At 71.6% G+C, this 21,689-nt stretch carries 20 protein-coding genes and 1 tRNA gene; 16 read left to right on the forward strand and 5 right to left on the reverse strand.

The genetic code is table 11. The annotated features are described in order from the left end of the window. Positions 1-127 precede the first annotated feature (127 nt). Genes ACZ607_RS32635 through ACZ607_RS32645 form a run of 3 tightly spaced genes read left to right on the forward strand, consistent with a single transcriptional unit; the run spans position 128 to position 4,259 of the window. The gene (locus tag ACZ607_RS32635; RefSeq protein ID WP_469740957.1) at positions 128-1,561 is read left to right on the forward strand and encodes an FGGY family carbohydrate kinase; all 1,434 of its coding nucleotides are present in this window, start codon (positions 128-130) and stop codon (positions 1,559-1,561) included. Then, the gene (locus ACZ607_RS32640; RefSeq protein WP_469740961.1) at positions 1,558-2,991 is read left to right on the forward strand and encodes an FAD-dependent oxidoreductase; all 1,434 of its coding nucleotides are present in this window, start codon (positions 1,558-1,560) and stop codon (positions 2,989-2,991) included. The genes ACZ607_RS32635 and ACZ607_RS32640 overlap by 4 nt, the downstream gene beginning before the upstream one ends. Then, entirely contained in the window at positions 2,988-4,259 is a 1,272-nt protein-coding gene (locus ACZ607_RS32645; protein WP_469740964.1) for an FAD-dependent oxidoreductase, read from the forward strand. Before ACZ607_RS32640 ends, ACZ607_RS32645 begins: the two co-directional genes overlap by 4 nt. A gap of 26 nt (positions 4,260-4,285) precedes the next feature. Here the strand turns inward: ACZ607_RS32645 and ACZ607_RS32650 are convergent, their stop codons facing one another. From ACZ607_RS32650 to ACZ607_RS32660, 3 genes are all read right to left on the reverse strand, one after another. After that, positions 4,286-4,681: a hypothetical protein gene (locus ACZ607_RS32650; RefSeq protein WP_469740966.1), complete on the reverse strand. Its 396-nt coding sequence runs from the start codon at positions 4,679-4,681 to the stop codon at positions 4,286-4,288. A 61-nt stretch (positions 4,682-4,742) separates the two neighbouring features. Next, positions 4,743-5,165, reverse strand: coding sequence for a DUF350 domain-containing protein (locus ACZ607_RS32655; protein ID WP_469740970.1), 423 nt, complete (start codon positions 5,163-5,165; stop codon positions 4,743-4,745). A gap of 105 nt (positions 5,166-5,270) precedes the next feature. Beyond that, the gene (locus ACZ607_RS32660) at positions 5,271-5,801 is read right to left on the reverse strand and encodes a DUF309 domain-containing protein (protein ID WP_469740973.1); all 531 of its coding nucleotides are present in this window, start codon (positions 5,799-5,801) and stop codon (positions 5,271-5,273) included. Between the two features lie 107 nt (positions 5,802-5,908). Here ACZ607_RS32660 and ACZ607_RS32665 point away from each other — a divergent pair, with 107 nt between their 5' ends. Both ACZ607_RS32665 and ACZ607_RS32670 read left to right on the forward strand, forming a co-directional pair. Then, positions 5,909-8,563, forward strand: a complete 2,655-nt coding sequence (locus ACZ607_RS32665; RefSeq protein WP_469740977.1) for an ATP-binding protein — start codon at positions 5,909-5,911, stop codon at positions 8,561-8,563. A gap of 50 nt (positions 8,564-8,613) precedes the next feature. Next, positions 8,614-8,687, forward strand: a tRNA-Pro gene (locus ACZ607_RS32670). 213 nt (positions 8,688-8,900) lie between these two features. On the opposite strand, the gene ACZ607_RS32675 is transcribed toward ACZ607_RS32670, so the two are convergent. After that, positions 8,901-9,923, reverse strand: a complete 1,023-nt coding sequence (locus ACZ607_RS32675; protein WP_469740980.1) for an NADP-dependent oxidoreductase — start codon at positions 9,921-9,923, stop codon at positions 8,901-8,903. A gap of 80 nt (positions 9,924-10,003) precedes the next feature. Between ACZ607_RS32675 and ACZ607_RS32680 the strand changes: the two genes are divergently transcribed. From ACZ607_RS32680 to ACZ607_RS32710, 7 genes are all read left to right on the forward strand, one after another. Continuing rightward, positions 10,004-10,900: a LysR family transcriptional regulator gene (locus tag ACZ607_RS32680; protein ID WP_469740983.1), complete on the forward strand. Its 897-nt coding sequence runs from the start codon at positions 10,004-10,006 to the stop codon at positions 10,898-10,900. 88 nt (positions 10,901-10,988) lie between these two features. Further along, a complete protein-coding gene (locus ACZ607_RS32685; RefSeq protein ID WP_469740986.1) occupies positions 10,989-11,762 on the forward strand; it encodes an MBL fold metallo-hydrolase in 774 nt (257 codons plus the stop codon). A gap of 382 nt (positions 11,763-12,144) precedes the next feature. Next, positions 12,145-13,725: an ABC transporter substrate-binding protein gene (locus ACZ607_RS32690; RefSeq protein ID WP_469740988.1), complete on the forward strand. Its 1,581-nt coding sequence runs from the start codon at positions 12,145-12,147 to the stop codon at positions 13,723-13,725. Positions 13,726-13,784: 59 nt separating this feature from the next. Continuing rightward, positions 13,785-14,750 (forward strand): ABC transporter permease, encoded by a 966-nt coding sequence (locus ACZ607_RS32695; protein ID WP_469740990.1) that lies wholly within the window; start codon positions 13,785-13,787, stop codon positions 14,748-14,750. After that, positions 14,743-15,609, forward strand: a complete 867-nt coding sequence (locus ACZ607_RS32700) for an ABC transporter permease (RefSeq protein ID WP_469740994.1) — start codon at positions 14,743-14,745, stop codon at positions 15,607-15,609. The genes ACZ607_RS32695 and ACZ607_RS32700 overlap by 8 nt, the downstream gene beginning before the upstream one ends. Next, positions 15,606-16,607: an ABC transporter ATP-binding protein gene (locus tag ACZ607_RS32705; RefSeq protein ID WP_469740998.1), complete on the forward strand. Its 1,002-nt coding sequence runs from the start codon at positions 15,606-15,608 to the stop codon at positions 16,605-16,607. Before ACZ607_RS32700 ends, ACZ607_RS32705 begins: the two co-directional genes overlap by 4 nt. Continuing rightward, positions 16,600-17,316 carry an ABC transporter ATP-binding protein gene (locus ACZ607_RS32710; RefSeq protein ID WP_469741002.1) on the forward strand — a complete coding sequence of 239 codons (717 nt, stop codon included), beginning with the start codon at positions 16,600-16,602 and terminating at the stop codon, positions 17,314-17,316. The genes ACZ607_RS32705 and ACZ607_RS32710 overlap by 8 nt, the downstream gene beginning before the upstream one ends. A 169-nt stretch (positions 17,317-17,485) precedes the next feature. On the opposite strand, the gene ACZ607_RS32715 is transcribed toward ACZ607_RS32710, so the two are convergent. After that, positions 17,486-18,769 (reverse strand): helix-turn-helix transcriptional regulator, encoded by a 1,284-nt coding sequence (locus ACZ607_RS32715; RefSeq protein ID WP_469741006.1) that lies wholly within the window; start codon positions 18,767-18,769, stop codon positions 17,486-17,488. A 174-nt stretch (positions 18,770-18,943) separates the two neighbouring features. On the opposite strand from ACZ607_RS32715, the gene ACZ607_RS32720 reads away from it, so the two are divergent. The 4 genes from ACZ607_RS32720 (at position 18,944) to ACZ607_RS32735 (ending at position 21,285) form a co-directional block, all read left to right on the forward strand. Next, positions 18,944-19,264 carry a hypothetical protein gene (locus ACZ607_RS32720; protein WP_469741008.1) on the forward strand — a complete coding sequence of 107 codons (321 nt, stop codon included), beginning with the start codon at positions 18,944-18,946 and terminating at the stop codon, positions 19,262-19,264. Positions 19,265-19,353: 89 nt separating this feature from the next. Further along, positions 19,354-20,277, forward strand: coding sequence for an NADP-dependent oxidoreductase (locus tag ACZ607_RS32725; protein WP_469741011.1), 924 nt, complete (start codon positions 19,354-19,356; stop codon positions 20,275-20,277). 48 nt (positions 20,278-20,325) lie between these two features. Then, positions 20,326-20,748, forward strand: a complete 423-nt coding sequence (locus ACZ607_RS32730) for a VOC family protein (RefSeq protein ID WP_469741015.1) — start codon at positions 20,326-20,328, stop codon at positions 20,746-20,748. A 249-nt stretch (positions 20,749-20,997) separates the two neighbouring features. Next, positions 20,998-21,285: a hypothetical protein gene (locus tag ACZ607_RS32735; protein ID WP_469741017.1), complete on the forward strand. Its 288-nt coding sequence runs from the start codon at positions 20,998-21,000 to the stop codon at positions 21,283-21,285. Positions 21,286-21,689: the final 404 nt, after the last annotated feature.

Consider the following 21,689-nt stretch of genomic DNA (forward strand, 5'->3'; position numbering starts at 1 on the left):
GAGCGGCCCCCGGCGGGATGTTCCGGTGAGGGTTGACGCGGGGCGTGGTCTGCACGACTGTGGGCGAGAGGACCAGATGATCACGATTCCGCCCGGGTACGGGCGGTCCGCACGACTGGAGCACGCAGTGACAGGACCGGTACTGGCCATCGACCAGGGGACGTCCGGGACCAAGGCACTGGTGATCTGTCCCGAGCGCGGGGTGATCGGTTCCGGTTCCGCGCCCGTACGCCCGCGGTACGGCGCCGGGGGCCTCGTGGAGGCGGATCCCGCCGAACTGATCGGCTCGGTGCTCGACGCCGGCCGGCAGGCGGTCGCGGACGCCGCCGAGCCCGTGGCGGCCGTGGGCCTGGCCAACCAGGGCGAGACCGTGCTGGCCTGGGACCCCGCCACCGGCAGCCCGCTCACCGACGCCGTCGTCTGGCAGGACCGGCGCGCGGAGGGCCTCTGCGGCGAGCTCGCCGGACACGCGGAGGAGCTGAAGCGGCTCACCGGCCTGCCGCTCGACCCGTACTTCGCCGCGCCCAAGATGGCGTGGCTACGCCGTGAACACACCCGGGAGGGGGTCGTTACCACCAGCGACTCCTGGCTGGTCCACCAGCTCACCGGGGCCTTCGTCACCGACGCCGCCACCGCCGGACGCACACAGCTGCTCGGCCTCCACGACGTCGCCTGGTCGCCCGCCGCCCTGGAGATCTTCGGCCTGGCCGACGAGCGGCTTCCCACCGTCGTCGACTGCGCGGGACCGGTGGGCACCACCACCGCGTTCGGCGGGGAGATCCCCCTCACCGGTCTCCTCGTGGACCAGCAGGCCGCCCTGCTGGCGCAGAACGCCCTGGCACCGGGCCAGGCCAAATGCACCTACGGCACCGGGGCGTTCCTCCTCGCCCAGACCGGCGGCCGGCCCGGCACCGGCTCCGGCGGACTGGTCAGCTGTGTCGCCTGGCGCCTCGGCGGACGTACCGACTACTGCCTGGACGGCCAGGTCTACACGGCCGCGTCGGCCGTGCGCTGGCTCACCGACCTCGGGGTGATCTCCGGAGCCGGTGACCTCGACCCGGTGGGTGCCTCGGTCCCCGACACCGGCGGGGTCACCTTCGTCCCCGCGCTCGCGGGCCTCGCCGCCCCGTGGTGGCGCAGCGATCTGCGCGGATCGGTGACCGGCCTCGGCCTCGACACCACCGCGGGCCACCTGGTCCGCGCCCTCTGCGAGGGCATCGCCGCCCAGGTCGTCGCCCTGGCCGACGCCGTCGCCTCCGACCTCGGGGCGCCGCTGCCCACGCTGCGCGTCGACGGCGGCCTGACCCGCTCCGCCCTGCTCATGCAGACCCAGGCGGACCTGCTGCAACGGCCGGTCGAGGTCTCGGCGCTGCCCGATGTGACCGCCCTCGGCGCCGGTGTGGTGGCCAGACTCGGCCTCGACCCCAAGCTGTCACCGGACCTGGCGACCCCCGAGTGGCGGCCCTCCGCCGTGTACGAACCACGGATCGGCCCCGACGAGGCGGCGGAGCGCCTCGCGGGCTTCCGTACCGCGGTCGACAGCCTGCTGGAGCGCGCATGACCGTCACCGTCACCACCACCGGCCCGCTCTCCCCGGGGAAGGACGCCACGGGGGACGCGGAGGACACGTACGACGTCATCGTGATCGGCGCCGGCGTCGTGGGGACGGCCATCGCCCGCGAACTGGCCCGCCACCCCCTGCGCACCGCCCTGATCGACGCCGCCGACGACATCGGCAGCGGCACGTCGAAGGCCAACACGGCCATCCTGCACACCGGTTTCGACGCCGACCCCGGCTCGCTGGAAGCCCGCCTCGTACGCGAGGGACGGGATCTCCTGGCCGACTACGCCGCGGAGACCGGCATCCCCGTCGAGCGCGTCGGCGCCCTCCTGGTGGCCTGGGACGAGGACCAGCTCGCCGCCCTGCCCCGGCTGCGGGCCAAGGCCGAACGCAACGGCTACCACGCGTCCCGCATCATCGACGCCGGCGAACTGCGCTCCCGCGAACCGCGTCTGGGGCCGGGCGCGCTCGGCGCCCTCCACGTCCCCGACGAGAGCGTCATCTGCCCCTGGACCACCCCGCTCGCCTTCGCCACCCAGGCCGTCCGCGCCGGCGTGCACCTGCACCTGAACTGCCGGGTGCGGGACATCGGCAGCGACGCCGACGGCCATACGCTCACCACCTCGCGCGGCCCGCTGCGCACCCGCCACCTGGTCAACGCCGCCGGTCTGTACGCCGACGAGATCGACCGGCTCCTCGGCCACGAGGTGTTCACCGTGACCCCGCGCCGCGGTCAGCTCATCGTCTTCGACAAGCTCGCCCGCGACCTCGTCGGCCACATCCTCCTGCCGGTCCCCGGCCCGGCCGGCAAGGGCGTTCTGGTGGCACCGACCGTGTTCGGCAACGTCCTCCTCGGTCCCACCGCCGAGGAACTCGACGACAAGACCGCCACCGGCTCCACCGCCGACGGCCTGCACCAACTGCGCGAGAAGGGCCGCCGGATCCTGCCCGCGCTCCTCGACGAGGAGGTCACCGCCGTCTACGCGGGCCTGCGCGCCGCCACCGGACAGGAGGACTACCGCATCCAGGAGTACCCCGCACTGCGCTACGTCGCCGTCGGCGGCATCCGCTCCACCGGCCTCACCGCGTCCATGGCCATCGGCCGCCACGTCATGGAACTGCTCGCCGCCACCGGCCTGGAGACCGCCGGACCCCGCCCGCTCCCGCCCCTCAGGATGCCCAACCTCGGCGAGACCTTCCCCCGCCCCTACCGGAACGCCGAGATGATCGCCGGGGACCCGGCGTACGGCACCCTCGTCTGCCACTGCGAACAGGTCACACTCGGAGAGATCCGGGACGCCCTGTCCGCGACGGTCCCGCCGCACTCCCTGGACGGCCTGCGGCGCCGCACCCGCGCCCGGGGCGGCCGCTGCCAGGGCTTCTACTGCGGCGCCGCCGTCCGCGCCCTGTTCGAGGAGGCGCGACCGTGACCCGGAACGCACGCGAGGCCGACGTCCTGATCGTCGGCGGAGGCCCCGCGGGCCTCGCCGCCGGAGCCGAACTCGCCGCGGCGGGCGCCGGCCGGGTGGAGATCCTGGAACGCGAGCAGGAGGCGGGTGGGATCCCCCGCCACTGCCACCACGGCGGATTCGGCGGGCGCCTCACCCGGTCCCTGTACGCGTGGACGTCCGCGGCCGGCTCCTCGTACGCCCGGGAAGGGACGGACGGGCCCGCCTACGCCCGGCGGAGCGTGGCCGCCGCCCTCGACGCGGGTGCCACGCTGCGCACCGGAGTCACCGTCACCGGCTGGGCGGGGCCCCTCACCGTCGAGACCACCGGACCCACCGGGCTCGAACGGATCACCGCCGGAGCCGTCGTCCTCGCCACCGGCGCCCGCGAACGGCCGCGCAGCGCCCGCCTGATCCCCGGCACCCGGCCGCCCGGCGTCTACACCACCGGGGAACTCCAGCAGGCCGTCCACCTGTACGGACAGCGGATCGGCAGCCGGGCCGTCGTCGTCGGGGACGAGCCCGTCGGCCACGCGGCCGCCGCCACCCTGCGCGCCGCCGGCGTCCACGTCGTCGCCATGGTCACCGACCGTCAGCCCCGCCCGGTCCGGCCGAGGCACCGGCGCACCCCGCTGCTCACCGGCACCACCGTCACCGGGCTCACCGGCAGAGCCCGGCTGTCCGGGGTGGACCTGCGCCACGAGGACGGCCGCACCACCACGCTGCGCTGCGACACCGTCGTCCTCACCGGCGACTTCGTGCCCGACCACGAACTGGCCAGGCGCGGTGGGCTCCTGCTCGACCCCGGCACCCGGGGACCCGCCTACGACGCGGCGTTCCGCACCTCGCGGCCGGGCGTCTTCGCCGCCGGCAACGTGCTGCACGCCGTCGAACACGCCGAGTTCGCCGCGCAGGAGGGCCGCGCCGTGGCCGTCCCCGTACTGCACCGCCTCTCCGGCACCGAGGAAGCCCCGGGAGGCGGACCACGCCTGGTCGTCGACGCACCCCTGCGATGGATCGCCCCCAACGTGACGGGGCCGGACGGCGCCCGCCCGCAGGGCGACCGGTTCGTGCTGCGCACCGCGCGGCGGCTGTCCAGGCCGCTGCTCGTCGTCTCGCAGGACGGGCGCGAACTCCTCCGGCAGCGGCTGTTTTCGGCCGCCGTGCCGGGCCGGCCGTTCCATCTGGCGGCCGACTGGACCGACCGGGTCGACCCGCAGGGCGCGTCCGTACGGATCAGCGCGTTCTGACGGGCGGGGGTGGCCGTCGGACCGGCTCAGGGAATGAGCAGCCAGTCGGCGCCGACGGCCGCCACGAGACCCACCCCCAGCAGCCAACTGCCCAGCCGGGTGCGGCCGTTCCTGCTGAGCTCGATCACCACGCCGCAGAGGATGAGCGCGAGCCCGTAGACCCCGACGACCAGGACCGAGGAACGGCTGGCTATCCGCAGGGCCAGGACGACGCCCATGGCCGCCATGCCCACCGAGGAGAGGACGATGCGCAGACGCCGCGCCTGACGCGGGGTGAGTCTGCGCTCCGGAGCGTCCGGCTCCGGTACGTCGTCCCCCGATGTCGCCACGGGTATCGCCGCCGGGCTCCCGCCCGGCTCGTCCTGCTCCTGCTCCCGCTCTAGCTGTCGGTCCTGGTCCTGGTCCTGGTCAGAAGTGGTCATGACGCCGGATCGTAATGGCTGTGCACGGTGATGTTCGCCGGACCGGTGATCCCGGGGGCGGTCAGGCGATCGACGCCGACACGATGGCGGACACCGCCAGGTTGCAGGCGCCCGTCACCCACACCGCCGGATGGGGCTCCCGCTCCACCAGCGTGGCCCCCAGCTTTCCGGGCGTGACCAGGTCCACGACCAGGAAGGCCACGGCCATCATGACCAGACCGAGCAGCCCGAACACGGCCGTCGAGACGAGCCCCTTGCCGAAGTCGTCGTACGTCGTCCAGATCGACGTGAACACGATGCCGCCGATGCCCAGCAGCGCCGAGCTCAGGACGAGCGCCGCGTTGCGGTTGCGCTCCTCCCATATCTGGCGGCCGAGCTTGCCCGGAGTCAGGGCGTCGATCAGAAATATGCCGAGAACGAGCAGTACGACGCCGAGGGCCCCGTATGCGGTGGCACGGCCGAGGCCGTTGATGATGTCGGTCATCGGGGCGTCCGTCTCCTGAGCGAGTGGTCGAAGAATGGAACGTGAACCTGACCGGCGCGATCAACACGCCGTCAAGAAGGAGCAAAACCTATCGCATGGATGCGCTCACTTCCCGGGCCGGTCTCCTCGCCGCAACCAGGGCGCCTCCACGGCCGCGTCCACGACCTGGGCGCCCTCCCGGGGGCCGGTGTCTCCGTCCCCGGACGGATCCACCCGGCCCGCCAGCTCCCGCGCCCACCCGATCAGCCCGTCCACGCCGATCCCGTGCGGATCCGCCGTCCGGTACCCGTCGACGGCGGCGGCACCGCGCCTCAACAGCCGTGCTCCGCCCGCCGCGTTGCCCCGGGCGGCATGGGTCAGGCCCACCGCCATCTGCGCGAGGCCACGCCACAGCTCACGCTCCTCGTCCGGCCCCGACTTCCACGCGTCCTCGAACACCTCATGGGCGTGGAACGGCATGCCCGCGTCCAGCAGCCGCTGGGCCTCGCTCACCGTCCCGCCGGGGGAGCGGACCACACCCTCGGGCTGCCGCTCCACCCCCGGAGCCCCGTACGGCAGGGGGCGCCCCAGCCCGTCCCGGGGGCGCGCATTGCGCGCCCGTCCTTCCTCGTCGCGGTCCCTGCGAGATTCGTCCACCCCCCGATTGTGCCTCGCACCTGCGGAGAACGGCCGGAACCCTGTCCGCCCGCACCCGCGCACGGTTAGGCTCGGTGCTCTTCACAACCACCCTGGGAAGGGGAGGCATGAAGCCGTCCCGGCCGTTGTACGAGCGCGAACCGGAACTCGCCGCAGCCGCACAGGCGTTGGACGCCCTCTGCGGCGCACAAGCGGCCGGCGGGCTGCTGGTCTTCAGCGGCGAAGCCGGCATCGGCAAGACCGCGCTGCTCGGCGAGATCCAGGCCATGGCCGCCGACCGCTGCACCATTTGGTCCGCACGCGGCGGCGAGACGGTCACCTCGGTGCCGTTCCACGTCGTACGCCAACTGCTCCAGCCCGCACTGGTCCGGTTCCCCGCCGACGAGATCCGCGCCCTGTTCGGCGACTGGTTCGAGATCGCCGCGCCCGCCCTGGGCCTCGCCGACCCCAGTGGCCCGCAGCCCGACCCCCAAGGCGTCAGGGACGGCCTGGACCACGTCGTCTCCCGGCTCGCCTCCGGTCTCAGCCACCGGCCGCTGCTCCTCATAGTGGACGACGCGCACTGGGCGGACGGCGAATCCCTGGCCTGGCTCGCCGGGTTCACCGCACGGCTGTCCGAACTGCCCGTGCTGGTCGTCCAGGCGCACCGCCCGCAGGAGCTCGCCGACCGCAACGCCGACTGGGCCATCGCCCGCGCCCCGGAGAGCAGCACCGCCGGCCACCCGGCGCTGACCCGCGTGGCACTGCGCGCGCTCACCCCCGAGGCCACGGCCGAACTGGTGCGCGCCGGCCTCGGCGACCACGCGGACGACCCCTTCTGCCGCGAGGTCTGGGCCGTCACCGGCGGCAACCCGTACGAAGCGGTCGAACTCGTCGCCAAGGCCCAGGACCGCGAGCTGGCACCGGTCGAGGAATCCGCCGGCCTCCTGCGTGAACTCGGCGCCTCCGCCCGGGGCAGCGGGCTCGTCGCCCGCCTCGAACGCCTCGGCACCAACGCCAACCGCTTCGCCTGGGCGGCGGCCGTGCTCGGCACCGAGATCTCCCAGGAGCTCGCGGCGACCCTGGCCGGAATGAGCTCGGCGGAGGCCGCGGACTGCACCGCGCGGCTGCGGGACGCCCGTATCGTCAGCGGCTTCGACCCGCTGGAGTTCGTCCACCCCCTCATCGCCACCGCCGTCTACCGCTCCATCCCGCCCGCGACCCGCACCGCCATGCACGGACGGGCGGCCTGGGCGATCACCCAGGCCGGACTCGGGGCGGCGGCGGCCTCCCGCCACCTGCTCGAAGTGCACCCGGACGACGACCAGGAGCTGGTCGCGCAGCTCCGCGAGGCGGCACGGCAGCATCTCGCGGTCGGCGCCCCGGAAGCCGCCAGGCGCTGCCTCGAACGCGCCCTGGACGAACCGCCGCGCCCCGGCGAGCGGGCGGCACTGCTGTACGAACTGGGCTGCGCCACACTGCTCTCCTCACCGGCCACCACGGTGCAGCACCTGCGCGCCGCACTCGACACACCCGGACTCGACGGGACGCTCCGCGTCGACGCCACCTTCCGGCTGGCCTCCGCCCTGTCCCACAACAACCAGCTCAAGGACGCGGCGCTCTCGCTGGCGGCCGAGGCGTCACGCACCGCCCCGGGCCCCGGCCTGATGCGTCTCCAGGCCGCGCACTTCCTCTGGGAGGGCATGCAGGCCACCGAGGACGACGGACCCGCGCGTTCGGCACGTCTCGCCCGCAACGCGGACCACCTCAAGGGCCGCGACAACGCCGAACGCGCCCTGCTCACCCTGCGGGCCTTCGACGCCATGCTCCGCGGCGAGAACGCCCAACTCGTCGTGGACTTCTGCGAACGCGCCCTCGTCGACGGCCGGCCCGCCCGCGGGCTCGGCTGGACCGACTCCGAATGGGGCTTCGAGCTCCCCACGATGGCGGGCATCACCTACGCGTTCACCGACCAGCTCGACCGCGCCGAAGCCCTCTTCGGTGAGGCCGTGCGCGCCTTCGAGATCTCCGGCTGGAGCGGCGCGCACCTCGCGTTCGCCCACACCCTCCTGGGGCTCGTGCACCGGCGGCGCGGCCGTCTCGCCGAGGCCGAGGGCTTCCTGCGCGAAGGGCTGCGGCTCGCCGACCGGGCCGGCAGCGGACTGCCCGTCCACTGGGACGCCACGTGCCTCCTCGTCGACACCCTGCTCGCCCGCGGCCGCACGGCGGAGGCCCGGCTCGTGGCCGACCGGTACTCCTTCGGCCCGCCGTACCCCAGCGCGATGGTCCTGCCGGACGCACCGTGCGTACGCGGGCGGCTGCTGCTGGCGGAGGGCCGTACGGCGGAGGCCGTGGCCGAGCTGGAGTCGGCGGGCGCGGCACTGGAGCCACGCGGCCGCTTCAACGGGGTCTGGGCGCCCTGGGCCGGGGATCTCGCCCGCGCCCTGGCCGACACCGATCCGGTCAGGGCCGCCCAGCTGGCCACCCGGGCGCGCGTCCACGCGGAACGGTTCGGCACGGACACGGCCATCGGCGAGGCCCTGCGCTGCATGGCCCTGTTCGTACCCGAGGAGGAGGCGACCCACCTGCTGGCCGAGTCCGTACGCCACCTCGAGGCATCCTCCTCCGCGTACGAGCACGCCCTCGCCCGCTTCGACCACGGCGTCGCGATCCGCTCCCGCCAGGAGCTCGCCCGGGCCGAGAAGCTCGCCACCGCCTGCGGCGCCGAGGGACTGGCGACCCGCGCCCAGCAGGTACGGGCGTCGATCCGGTCCTCGGAGTGAGGTAATGTTTGTCCTGCGCAGCCGCCCGGGAGAACCGGGAGGAAACGCATCGGGACGTGGCGCAGCTTGGTAGCGCACTTGACTGGGGGTCAAGGGGTCGCAGGTTCAAATCCTGTCGTCCCGACTGGAGACAGTCGCAGGTCAGGGGCCGGTTTCGGAGAAATCCGAAACCGGCCCCTGATTCTTTTCGGGGACCAGTTGGGGACCAACCTCCTTGACCGGCGTCAGCGGGTCATGACGACGTGCAAGTAGTGCCGGGTGGTGGACAGCGAACCGTGACCGGCGATCCTGCGGAGCACGTGTACCGGAACCCCGCGGGCGAAGCCGGGCCGATCCGTCATTGCCCCGTACGGACGATCATTTTTCCCGTGTTCTCGCCCCGCAGGGCGCCGAGGAATGCGGAGACGGTGTTCTCGAAGCCGTCGATCAGCGTTTCCTGCGGCACCAGCGCTCCGGACCGTATGTGTGGGACGGCGAAGTCCTCCAGGGCGGCCTGGGCGTCGGTGTGGTCGCGGACCAGTACGCCTTCCAGGCGCAAGGACTTCCCGACCACGTCGAAGAGGTTGCGCGGCGCGGGTGGGGGCGTGCCGAGGGAGTGGTACTGGGCGATCGCCCCCACCCAGGCGATGCGGCCGAAGTCACGCAGTGAACCGATGGCCGCCTCCAAATGGTCGCCGCCGACGTTCTCCACCGCTGTGTCGAGGCCGTCCGGGGCGGCCGTAGCGAGCAGTTCGGAGACCGGGCCGTCGTGATAGTCGAAGGCCGCGTCGAAGCCCAGCCCTTTCACCAGCCGCTCGACCTTCGACGGTGAGCCCGCGCTGCCCACGATGCGAGCAGCGCCCATCAGCCGGGCGAACTGCCCCACCGCTGTGCCGACGCCGCCTGCCGCGGCGGACACGAAGAGGTCCTCGCCCGGCTGAAGCCGCAGGGTGCGAGCCAGAGCCACGTACGCCGTCAGGCCGGTGCCGCCCAGGACCGACAGGTAGGCGGTGAGGGGCACCCCGGAACAGCGCGGCAGCACCCGCACCGTCGAGGCATGCACCAACGCGTGGGAGCGCCAGCCCTTGCGGTGCAGCACGAGATCACCCGGGACGAGAGAAGGGTCGGCGGAGGTCACGACGCGCCCGATGGAGCGGCCTTCGAGCGGCGCGTCCAGGTCCCACCAGCTCACACCACCAGGGAGTCCGGCCTGATCCATCAGCTCACGCATGTAGGGGTCCACGGACAACAGGATGTTCTCGACCAGGGCAGTTCCGGGCGTCGGCGCGTCGAGGACGTGCTCGGTGAGGGCGAAGTCGGACGGGGACGGGAATCCGGAGGGGCGTGCAACCTGATGAACGGCCTGTGCTGTGATCGTCATGGCCACGACGCTACGGAGAACCCGCGGGCTCTGGCAGACCGTCCTGCTCATGGCTCTTCCGATGGACATGAAAGGCACTCATGGCCGAGCTCACCCCCGCCGAGTTGCGCATCCTGCTGTCCGTGAACGACGAGGGCGGCTTCACCGCCGCCGGCACCGCGCTCGGCATGACCCAGTCCGCCGTCTCCCACGCCATTCGCGGCATGGAGCGCAAATTCGGCTCCGTGCTCTTCGACCGCGCCCGAACCGGCGCGACTCCGACCCCCGCCGGTGAGCGTGCCGCCGCGCACGCGCGCCGGATTCTCCGGCTGTACGAAGTGATGATCGCCGAGGTCCGCGCCGACAGCGCCGAAGGCGCCCCGCTCTCCGGTCCGCTGCACGTGGCCGCCTTTCGCGGCGCGGCGCTCCACCTGCTCCCGGACGCCCTGGAGAGGCTGACCAGGCGCCACCCCGACCTGATCCCACAGGTTCGGGTCCTCCGCGACGTGGGGCCCGGGCCCGCCGGTGAAGTAGCCGAGGGGCGGGCCGATCTGGCCATCGTCACGCTGGGCGGGTCCACGCCCATGCCGGCACAGGTGATCACCGGTGTTCTCATGGAAGAGCCATACGCCCTGGCCCACCCCCGCGGTCACACGGCTCCCCGCAGTCTGCCGCTCGTGGACTGGGAGGAGAACTGCTCGTCCTACACCGCCGCCTGGTGGTCCACCCAGGACTGGCTGCCCCACGCGTCGATCATCGCTGAGGACGACGGAACGGTACTGGCTCTGGTCGCTCAGGGACGCGGCATGGCCGTCATGCCCCAGCTCTCGCTGTGCGACGCGCCCCCATCCATCGAGATCCTCGACCTCGGCCCCGACCGTCCCACTCGACAGGTCGGCTACGCCACGACGCCGGAACTCGCCCGCACGGCAGCGGTCCGCGCCCTGATACGGGAACTACGGGCGGGAAGAAGCCCAGGGGCCCTCACGGCACGGTGAGAAGCAAGGACTCGCCGTCCGCCTCAGGGCCCCCTGCCGTGGCAGCCGGCTTCGGGAGCGCGCGGGAGGCGCGTTCTAGAATATCGCGATGAGTGACGAGTTGCTCAACCTCACCGTCCTGGGCTGCGCAACGCCCTATCCAAGCGTGGACAATCCGTGTTCCGGCTATCTGGTGTCGAGTGGAGACACACGCATCTGGGTGGATGCGGGCAGCGGGACACTCGGTCCGCTCCAGCGTCACGCGGGACTGGACGAACTCGACGCGATCTGGATCTCGCATCTGCACGCCGATCACAGCGCGGATCTGCTCACCGCCTACTACGGCGCCCTGTTCGCGGACATCGAGCTCGCTGCGCCGATCCCCCTGTACGGTCCGCCCGGAACCGCAGACCGGCTGGCCGGCTTCCTCACCCACACCCCGGACCGCAGCCCGGTCGAATCGGCTTTCGAGATAACGGAGTTGCACGACGGGCACCAGGTGTCCATCGGCTCGCTCCGGCTGACCAGCAGGGCGGTGTCCCACGGCATCCCGGCATTCGCCGTGCGCGTCGAAGCGGCGGGCAAGTCGCTGGTCTACTCCGGGGACACCGCCCCGTGTCCGAGTCTCGTGGACCTCGCCGATGCGTGCGACGTGCTGCTGTGCGAAGCCGAGAGCGCGCAGCAACCGCAGGACGCCGAACCGGTGCACCACACGCCCGAGGACGCCGGGGAGACAGCGAGCGCGGCCGGCGCGAACAGGTTGATCATCACGCACGTTGGCCGCTTCCTCACGCCGCAGGAAGCGATGGCGCGTGCGTCATCGCGATTCGACGGTCCCGTCGACTACGCCGCCCCGAATGCCAGCTTCACCGTGGGCCAGTAGCGCCTCGTCAGGTTCTGTGTCTGGTTCGGCTCGAAGAGCGCTCAAAGGCTCACGAACCGCCCTCTGAGACCGGATCGACATGTCCCCGTATCGGGTTCCCGGCGTCCCGCGCCCCCGCGCCCCGCGCCCTCGGCCGTCTGCGGACGGCGCGGGGGTGCCGGCCCACGGAACGAGGCGGCGTCCGCCGAGGGGTCCGAGGCCGTCGACCACGCGCTCGCTCCGGCGGAGGCTTACTCGACGCACGTCGACACCCAGCAGGACGTTGATGCACGGCATGCCCCCGGCGCCTCGAGTCGGGGTACCCGAGAGCGAATCGGCGCAGGGCGGCATACTGCTGTTCGTGATTCTGACTAAGTGCAACTCATATGCAACTACGAAAGCTGTGCGGCGAGTGGGCGCGGCAGCTCTGGCAGGCGTCGTCATCGCAGGAGCCTCGGCCTGCTCGGCGCCAGGTGGCGGTGCGGACAGAGGCGGCTCGAAGGACTCGGCTGTCGTAGGCATCGCATACGAACCCGAGACCCTCAGCCCACTCCTCGGCTACGGCAAGGACGGCAACTCGAAAATATTCGACGGGCTGCTCACCCATGACGTCGACATGAAGCTCAAGCCCGCTCTCGCCCTCGACCTTCCCAAGGTCACCGACGGCGGCACGACCTACACCTACAAGCTGCGCAAGGGCGTCAAGTTCAGCGACGGCAAGCCGTTCTCCGCCGACGACGTCGTCTTCACCTACGAGACGATCCTCGACAAGAAGACCAACAACGCCTCCAAGACGGAACTTGACGCCGTCAAGAGCGTCGAGGCCAAGGGCGGCGACACGGTCGTCTTCCGCCTCAAGTACCCCTACGCGCCGTTCGCCGAGCGCACCGTCCTGCCCATCGCTCCCGAACACATCGTGGCCGGGCAGGACGTGAACACCGGTGCGTTCACCACCGCGCCGGTCGGCACGGGACCGTACGAGCTGGTCACCTGGTCCAAGGGCGAGAAGCTGATCTTCAAGGCGAACCCCGACTACTGGGGCGCCGCGCCGAAGATCAAGAACTTCACCATGGCGATCATCAAGGACGACGACATCCGAGCCACCCGGCTCGACGCCGGTGAGCTCGACGGCGCGATCCTGCCGCCCGACCTCGCCGGGAAATACGGGAGCGACAAGGGCAGGAACACCTACGCCGCAAAGTCCTTCGACTACCGCGTGGTCACGTTGCCGACGGGCAACAAGGTCGCGGGCGACACCGCTGTCCGGCGGGCCCTCGACATCGGTGTCAACCGCAAGGCCATGGTCGACTCGATCCTGTACGGCAAGGGCAAGGAGGCATACGGCCCCGTCCCGACCGACAGCCCGTGGTTCACCACAGGCACAGAGCGTGCATTCGACCCGGCAGGGGCCGAGAAGATCCTCGACGAGGCGGGGTGGAAGCCGGGCAAGGACGGCATCCGTACGAAGGCGGGCGTCCAGGCGACGTTCCCGCTCTGGTACCTCTCCGGCGACAAGCTCCGCCAGGACCACGCCCTCGCCTATGCCTCCGACGCCAAGAAGATCGGCATCAAGGTGCAGGTGCAGTCCGGCACATGGGAGGTCATCAAGCCCCGCATGCCCAAGGACGCGGTTCTCGCCGGCGGCGGTTCTCCCGCCGACCCGGACTTCGACCAGTACTCACTCCTCAAGTCCTCCCTCGCCGGCGACGGCTTCAACAACATGGCGCACTACGACAACCCGACGGTCGACAAGGCGCTGGAGGACGCCCGCAGGAGCGGAGACCGAACCGAGCGCAAGACCGCCTACGACACCGTCCAGCGCGAGCTCGTCAGCAACCCCGGCTATACGTTCCTCACACACATCGATCACCTCTACGTCGTGGACAAGAAGTTCGGAGACCTGAGCACCCAGATCGAACCGCACGACCACGGCCTCGCGTCCGGCCCGTGGTGGAACGTCGAGGACTGGCAGGTCGAGCAGTGAGATCGGCTCCGTCCCCAGACCCCGGGGAGGCGCCGAGCCGTCGACTCCCCTGGGGGCCCATGGCCCGCCTCACGGCGCGACGAGCACTGTTCGCCGTGCCCGTGCTGCTCGTCGTCACCTTCGGTGTCTTCGCCGTCGCCGCCGCCTCGCCCTTCGACCCGGTCAAGGCGTACGCAGGCACGGCCGGGCTCACCGCCTCGCAGGAGAACCTCGACCAACTGCGCACCAACCTCGGCGTCGATCAGCCGCTGACCGCACGCTGGTGGCACTGGCTGACCTCGGCGCTCTCCGGTGACCTCGGGGACTCCACCACGCTGCGCCAGCCCGTCGCGGACGCCATCGGCGAGCGCGTCGGCTGGTCCGTGCTCCTCGCCGCCACCGCGTTCGTCGTCGCTGTCCTCCTCGGCACCACGCTGGGCGTGCTCGCCGCCCGCAGCCAGGGCGGCTGGTCGGACCGTGCCGTCACCTCTCTCGCCTACACCCTCGAGGCCGCTCCGCCGTTCTGGCTCGGCCTGCTCGCCGTCTGGCTGTTCGCGCTCAAGCTGGGCGTACTGCCCTCCGGCGGCCTGACCGACACCACCAGCTCCACTGTGACGGCCGGTCAAATCGCGAGCCATCTGGTGCTGCCCGCGGCTGTCCTGGCGACCTCGCAGTTGCCGTGGTTCGTGCTGTACGTACGCCAAGGGGTGAGTGACGCTTTCGGCGACGACCCCGTGCGCGGTGCACGCGCACGGGGGCTCAGGGACCGGACCGTCCTCGTCGGGCACGCCCTGCGCTCCGGGATGCTGCCCATGCTGACCCTTGTCGGCTCCCGGGTGCCCGAACTGATCACCGGCGCGCTCCTCGTGGAGACCGTGTTCAGCTGGCCCGGCATCGCCGCGGCGACCGTCCAGGCCGCTACCTCCGTGGACTTCTCGCTCCTGGCAGCGCTGACCGCGCTCGCCACCGTCGCGGTCCTCCTGGGCAACCTCGTGGCCGACCTGTTGTACGGCCTCACCGACCCGAGGGTGGGATTCGATGGCTGAGATCGTCTGGCGCGCGCAGGGCGGACAGCGCCGTTCCACCCGCATGTGGCGGGTACGTACCTCCGTGACGCTCGTGGCTGTCGTCGTCCTCGCCGTGCTGGTCGTACCGCCGCTCGTCCACCTCGACGAGCAGGCCGTCGACCTGGCCGCCAAGCTGCGGCCCCCGTCGCCGTCACACCCCTTCGGTACGGACGACGTCGGCCGTGACCTGCTGCTCCGCTGCGTCTACGGGTTGCGTGTCTCCCTCCTCGTAGGTGTCGTCGCGGCTGTGGTCGCGACCGTCATCGGCACGGCGGTCGGCGCCCTCGCGGCGGCCACCGGGGGCTGGGCCGACCGCGTCGTGATGCGGCTCCTGGACGTCTTCTCCTCCGTTCCGCACCTGCTCCTCGGTATCTTCATCGTCGCCATGTTCCGGCCCGGCGTCTGGCCCGTCGTCGTCTCCGTGGCACTCACGCACTGGCTCTCCACGGCCCGTATCGTCCGCGCCGAAGTCCTCTCCCTGCGCTCGCGCCCGTACGTCGACGCGGCGATCTCAGGCGGTGCGTCACGGCTGCGAGTCGCAGCGCGGCACCTCGTGCCCGCCGTCCTCCCTCAGGCCAGTCTCGCCGCCGCGCTGATGGTGCCGCACGCCATCTGGCACGAATCAGCGCTGTCCTTCCTCGGCCTGGGGCTTCCCACCCACCAGGCCAGCCTCGGGACGCTCGTACAGAGCGCGCGAGGCTCGCTCCTGGTCGGTGACTGGTGGCCGACCCTCTTTCCCGGCCTGTGCATCATCGTGCCCACGCTCGCGATCTCGGGTCTCGCGGGCGCCTGGCGGGAACGGATCAACCCCCGACGCCGATCGGAGCTCATGCTGTGACAGTCCCCGCACCCCCTGCCCAGCGGGAAACCACGCTGACCGTAAGAGGTCTCTCCGTCAGGTTCCGCCTGCCCGGCGACCGGTACGTGAGCGCGGTCACCGAAGCGGACTTCGACCTCGCTCCCGGAGAATGTCTCGCCCTCGTCGGTGAGAGCGGCTGCGGCAAGTCGGTGCTCGCCTCGGCGCTGCTCGGTCTGCTCCCGCAGAACGCGGAGACCGCCGGCACCGCGTGGCTGCGGGACGCCGCCGGTGGGGACCTCATCGACCTTCTGGCTGCCGACGAGCGCACGCTGGCCCGCACCGTGCGGGGTCGACGCGTCGGCCTCGTACCGCAGAGCCCCGCGGCCCATCTGACGCCCGTCCGCACCGTGCGCTCCCAGCTGGAGGAAGCCCTGCGGGAGCTCACCGGACCACGGAAGCCTCGATTGCGGCGCGCCGCTGAGGCGGCCGCCGGGCGCGCCCTGTTTCCCTCCGGGCATCTGGACCGCTATCCGCATGAACTGTCCGGCGGTCTGGCCCAGCGCGCCGCCACCGCGCTCGCTCTCGTCGGCGACGCGCCACTGCTGCTCGCCGACGAGCCGACCACCGGACTCGACCGAGACCTCGTGGAACGCACGGTGGACGAACTGCGCCGGCACGTGGGTAAGGACCGTGCGCTGCTCCTGATCACCCACGATTTGGCAGCTGCCGAGCGAATTGCCGATCGGGTGGCCGTCATGTACGCCAGCCGCATCGTGGAACTTGCGGACGCCGCTGACTTCTTCGGCGCCACCGGCCCGCGGCATCCCTACGCTCGCGGTCTCCTGAACGCCTTGCCGGGGCGCGCGTTCACCCCTGTCCCGGGTATGCCGCCGGAGCTGTCCGCGCTCCCTGACGGCTGCGCGTTCGCAGCGCGCTGCGAACGCGTGGACGAGGCGTGCGGCAGGCTGCCCGCCCTCACCGACGGGACCGCCTGCCATCATCCGCACCAGGACATACCGGAAGGCCAGCATGCTTGAACTGCGGGCGATCACCGCCGGATACGACCGGCGCACCCCTGTCGTCCGGTCCGCGAACCTCACCATCGGCGCCGGAGAGTCCGTCGGCCTCCTCGGGCCCAGTGGCTGCGGCAAATCGACGCTGGCAAGGGTCGCGGCACTGCTGCACAGACCCGACGCCGGACAGGTCGTCATCGACGGCAAGCAGGCACGGGGCTGGCGCCACCGTGCCCCACGTGAGCAACGAACCGCCTTCGGCGTGGTCTTCCAACAGCCTCGGCTCTCCGCCGACCCCCGCCTGACCCTCACCGACCTGATCTCGGAGCCACTACGCGCGGCGGGCCGGTCTTCCGAGGCCCCCGCGCTGGTTCCGGAGCTGGCGGCCCGCGTCGGCCTGGGCACGGACCTCCTCACCCGTCGCCCGCACGAGGTCAGCGACGGCCAGCTCCAGCGCGCCTGCCTGGCGCGTGCCCTGGTGCTGCGTCCGCGCTGGCTGATCTGTGACGAGATGACGGCGATGCTGGACGCCTCGACGACGGCTGCCCTCGTCCACGTGGTGGAGGAATACCGACGCCGATCGGGCGCTGGGCTCCTTTGCGTCGGACACGATCGCGTGCTGCTGGAGAGGTGGTGCGACCGGACGGTCACGTGGGCCGACTGCCACGGAACAGGCGAGGACTCCAGGCCCCTGCCCGACTCGCGCCGGGCGCGCACCACACCGGGCCCGTAGGAGCGGTGCTTCAGGGGCAGGAGGGCCCGAACCTGTCCGTAGCTCGAATCCTCCGGTTCCCTGACGATGGTTCAGCCGGCAGCCGGAGGCTGTACAGGATGATGCCTGACGGGTCCGTGACCGATCACGAGAGCATCCCGTCTTTGTCGCCGAGGCTGAGTGAAGGGCATTACGGCCGGCGGGACGGGGTGAGGCCGGCGTCCCGGGCGAGGGCCGCGGCCTGCCCGCGGGAAGGGACGGTCAGCTTTCTCAGGATGTTGCGCACGTGGAATTTCACGGTGGTCTCACCGATATGCAGTTCCTCGGCGATGGCTCGGTTGCTCAGCCCTTGGGCAAGGCCGGCAAGGACGTCGAGTTCGCGGGGGGCGAGGCCATCGAGCGGGCTTGGTGCGGCGGTCTCCGCGGGGTTCAGGGGGAAGGTGGCGGTGACGGTGGTTCCCCATTCCGGTTCGGTGTCGAGGGCCACTTCGCCGCCTGCCGCGGCGGCGATCTGGTGGAGTCGCCGGGCGGCGATGCTGGTGTCGCTGCGGGCGCTCGGACTGTCGTCGCGGATGGTGACGGTGAGGGCGTGGTCGGTGAGGTTCCATCCGGCGTGGACGCGTCGCACCGTGTCCTGGGTGAACGCGTCGAGTACGGCGGTGAGGGTGACGGACCGGGCGGCGTACGCAACCTCGGAGGGAACGGTCCGGGCCGCCTCGGGCGGGCGGAGGCTGAGCCGGACGTCGCTGTAGCGCCGGATCGGACTGAGTTCGTCGGTGAGGTCTTCGAAGACCCGGCGCGCATTGCTGTCGGCGGGGTCCTCCTGCGCGGTGCGGCGGAGGTCGATGAGCGCGGAGGCGGCGAGGTCGGTGGCCGCCTGCCGGGCCGCCGCATCACTGAGGGACCGGGAGCGCAGGGTGGCGAGCAGGGCGGTGAGGGTGACGGCGTGGGAGCTGGTGAACTCCGCGGTGACACGCTGGCGCTCGCCGGAGGCGGCGCGGGAGCGGGCGAGCTGTTCGGGTTCGGGATCCAGAGCGCGGTGGAGCAGGTGCGCGGTGATCAGGTCCCAGATGCTCTGGAGCAGTACCGCTGCGGCCGGGGGCAGGGGGTCTGCGGGGGTGCCGATGAGCACCAGCAGCGACCCGTCGCCGTCGGGGGCCGCTGCGGCGACGGCGGTGAGCGTGTGGTCGGCCCCGCCCAGGCGCGCGGTGCCGCGCCAGGGAGCGCCGACCGGGACCTGTGCGGCCAGGCGGCCCAGATCGGTGCTGGTGAGGGCCTCGGTGGCCTCGTCGGTCCCGGTGGTCTTCAGGGGGGAGTGGCCGCAGAAGCCGGTGAGCTGGGCAGCGGCCGTGTGCGGCACGAGCGGGTGCACAAGCGCGGAGAGGCGGCGCAGCACCTCGCCGAGAGGTGCCCGCTGAACGTCCGCGAGCGCGGATGTGACCGAGGCAGGACTCGACCAGTCGATGGTGCTCATAGCGCCAGGCTAGGACAGTGCCACGACGGTGGTCCCCTTCGGAAGGAGGGGGGAAGCCGCCCGTTCGGAGGGGCTGGATGTGTCCGTCCGGGCGGGAGGCTGGGGATCGCAAGACGCGCCGGTGCCCCTTCAGGCGGCGCTGACCCGGTGCCGACCCGGAACGAGGCACCTCCCATGACCGAATTGATCCAGATCTCGTCGACTCCGGCCATGCCGCGCGGGGCGGTGCTTCGGACGGCCGCAACCGTGGTGGAGCCGGATGTGGTGGCCACCGGCACCTCCACGGTGCCCCGGTTGGCCCGCCCGGAGTGTTCGACCACCGGACGCCTCACCCTGCGCACCATCCGCCAGGAACTGTCCCGCAGGGCGACCGCACGCATGGACGACGACACCCGCCTGCACCACGTCGACGGGCTCGACCTCTGCAACGACCCAGACCTCGCCACCTCACCGCTGCCGGATCTCCTGCACCCGACACCGCGGGCCACGCCCTGATCGGCGCACGCTTCGCCCGCCACACCTTCACCGGCCGTGGCCCCTCCGCCGCTCGCTGACCCTCAGCGCACCACAGAAAGCACCTGATCATGCACACCGACGCCATCGCCTTCGCCGACTACGGGGCCCCGGAGGTCCTGGAGCCCACCGCCATCGACGTACCCGACCCCGGCCCCGGACAGGTCCGTATCCGCGTCCACGCCACCACGGTCAACCCCCTCGACCTCAAGCTCCGCAGCGGAGCGATGGCCGCCTTCATGCCCCTGGACCTGCCCTACGTCCCCGGCCTGGAACTCGCCGGCACCATCGAGGCCACCGGCCCCGACGTGCGCCACCTCGCCCCCGGCACAGCCGTCTTCGGGGCCGCCTCCCACACCTACGCCGCCCTGGCCCTGGCCGACGCCCACCGACTCGCCCCCATCCCGCAAGGCATGGACCACCCCCACGCCGCAGCCCTGCCCGTCGCCGCCGAGGCGGCCTGGCGCGCCCTGGAGGAACTCGACCTCGCCGCGGGCCAGACCCTGCTCATCCACGGAGCAGCGGGCGGCGTGGGCACCCTCGCCGTCCAATTCGCCCTCGCCCGCGACGCCCGCGTCATCGGCACCGCATCCGCCACCGGCCTCACCCACCTCACCGGCCTCGGCGCGGCGGCCACCACCTACGGCACCGGCCTGGCCGAGCGTGTACGCGCCCTCGCACCCAACGGAGTGGACAAGGTCCTCGACACCTCAGGAGCCGACGTCCTGGGCGACTCCATCGACCTCACCGGCAACCCCGACCACGTCCTCACCCTCGCCGACCCCATGGCAGCCCAGCTCCACGGTGTGCGCTTCTCGCCCGGCGGTGGAACCGGCGACCGCACCACCGACGCCCTCGCCGCCGTCAGCGCCCTGCACGACAACGCGACACTGACCCAGCGCATCCATCAGGTGCTGCCCCTGTCCCAGGCGGCCCGGGGCCACCGCATCGCCGAAGCCGGCCACCTCGACGGAAAGATCATCCTGACTCCCTGACTCCTGGCCCGCACCGGCCCAGAACCTCCCACCATGAAAGGAACACTCGTGCCCAGGCTCGATCACACCATCGTCCACAGCAGCGATCGCCGCGCCGGAGCGCGCTTCATAGCCGACCTCCTCGGAACCCCCGAGCCCAGCGAACTCGGCCCGTTCACCGTCGTCCGCCTCGACAACCACGTCGCGCTGGACTACGCCGAACACCTCGTCAAGGGCAAGGACTGGACCCCCACGCACTACGCCTTCCGCGTGACCGACGAGGAGTTCGACGCCATCCTCCACCGGATTCAGGAGCGCAACCTGCCCCACTGGGCCGACCCCCAGCACACACAGCCGCTGACCATCAACCACCTGGAAGGCGGACGCGGCGTCTACGTCCACGACCCCGACGGCCACAACATGGAATTCCTCACCACCACCTATACCGACGACTTCCTCACCAGCGCGGCCCCTCCCACTTCCCCGCTCTGACTCGCCCGGTCGAGGCTGCCCCTGTGTCTGCGTGGGGGGGCCTCTATGTCCTTCGTCAAGCGTGCGGGCAGCTTCTGCCCGGGGTTCGATCTTCTTCGTGGGGCATGAGACTGTCCGGTCGTGCCAGAGATGACGAGTGGGTGGGAGGCGGCCCTGGCTGAGGCGTCGTCTCCCTCCTGGACGCACCGCGTTCGTGCCGGGCGTGACCTTGCTTCCTTCGCTGATGTTCCTGAGGCTGCGGAAGTGCTGGTGGGGCTGCTGCTGGACGTCGAGGACACGGCGGTGACGCGACAGACGGCAGAGGCCCTGGCCCGGGCGGGAACGGTGGCCGCCGTCAGGCTCATCGCTCTCGCGGTCGCCGATGCTGACGACAACCAGGCCGACTGGCTGCAGATCGGGGTGCATGACGCGCTCGTGGGACCGGACGGTGTGCCGGACGTCGCAGGGGCCTGCGGCCAGCTCGCCCGGCATCCGGAAGAGGCTGTCCGGCGGGGTGCCGCGGAGATCTCGGCGTGGACGGATGACGCAAGGTGTTGATCCGAATCGACCTGGCTGTGGACTGGTTCATGCAGCCGTCGCAGTCAGAGGCAGAAGGGGAGCCTGGCGAGCTTCAGCCCTGCTGTTCCGGGCTTGGTCCCTTCGTCGATGTCCGCGCGACGCGGGGCCCTTTCCGCTGTCCGCCGTGTCCCCGAGGACTCCGACCGGATGCCCGGGCAGTTATTTACATAAGCTATGAATATAAAACGGCTATGCTTCGAGCATGAGTCGTCAAGACGCCACTCCTGGCGCGTCCGCCGCCATCGGGGCTGCCCTCTACGGTCTGGCCACTAGGTCCTCTCGTTTGGATCACCGCGCGGACCAGAGGAAGATGCCCGCGATGTGGAGTCCGGCCAGGTAGATGGTCGCGGTCTTCTCGTAGCGGGTGGCGATCCCTCGCCACT

Source organism: Streptomyces sp. NPDC104381 (genome assembly GCF_055583745.1).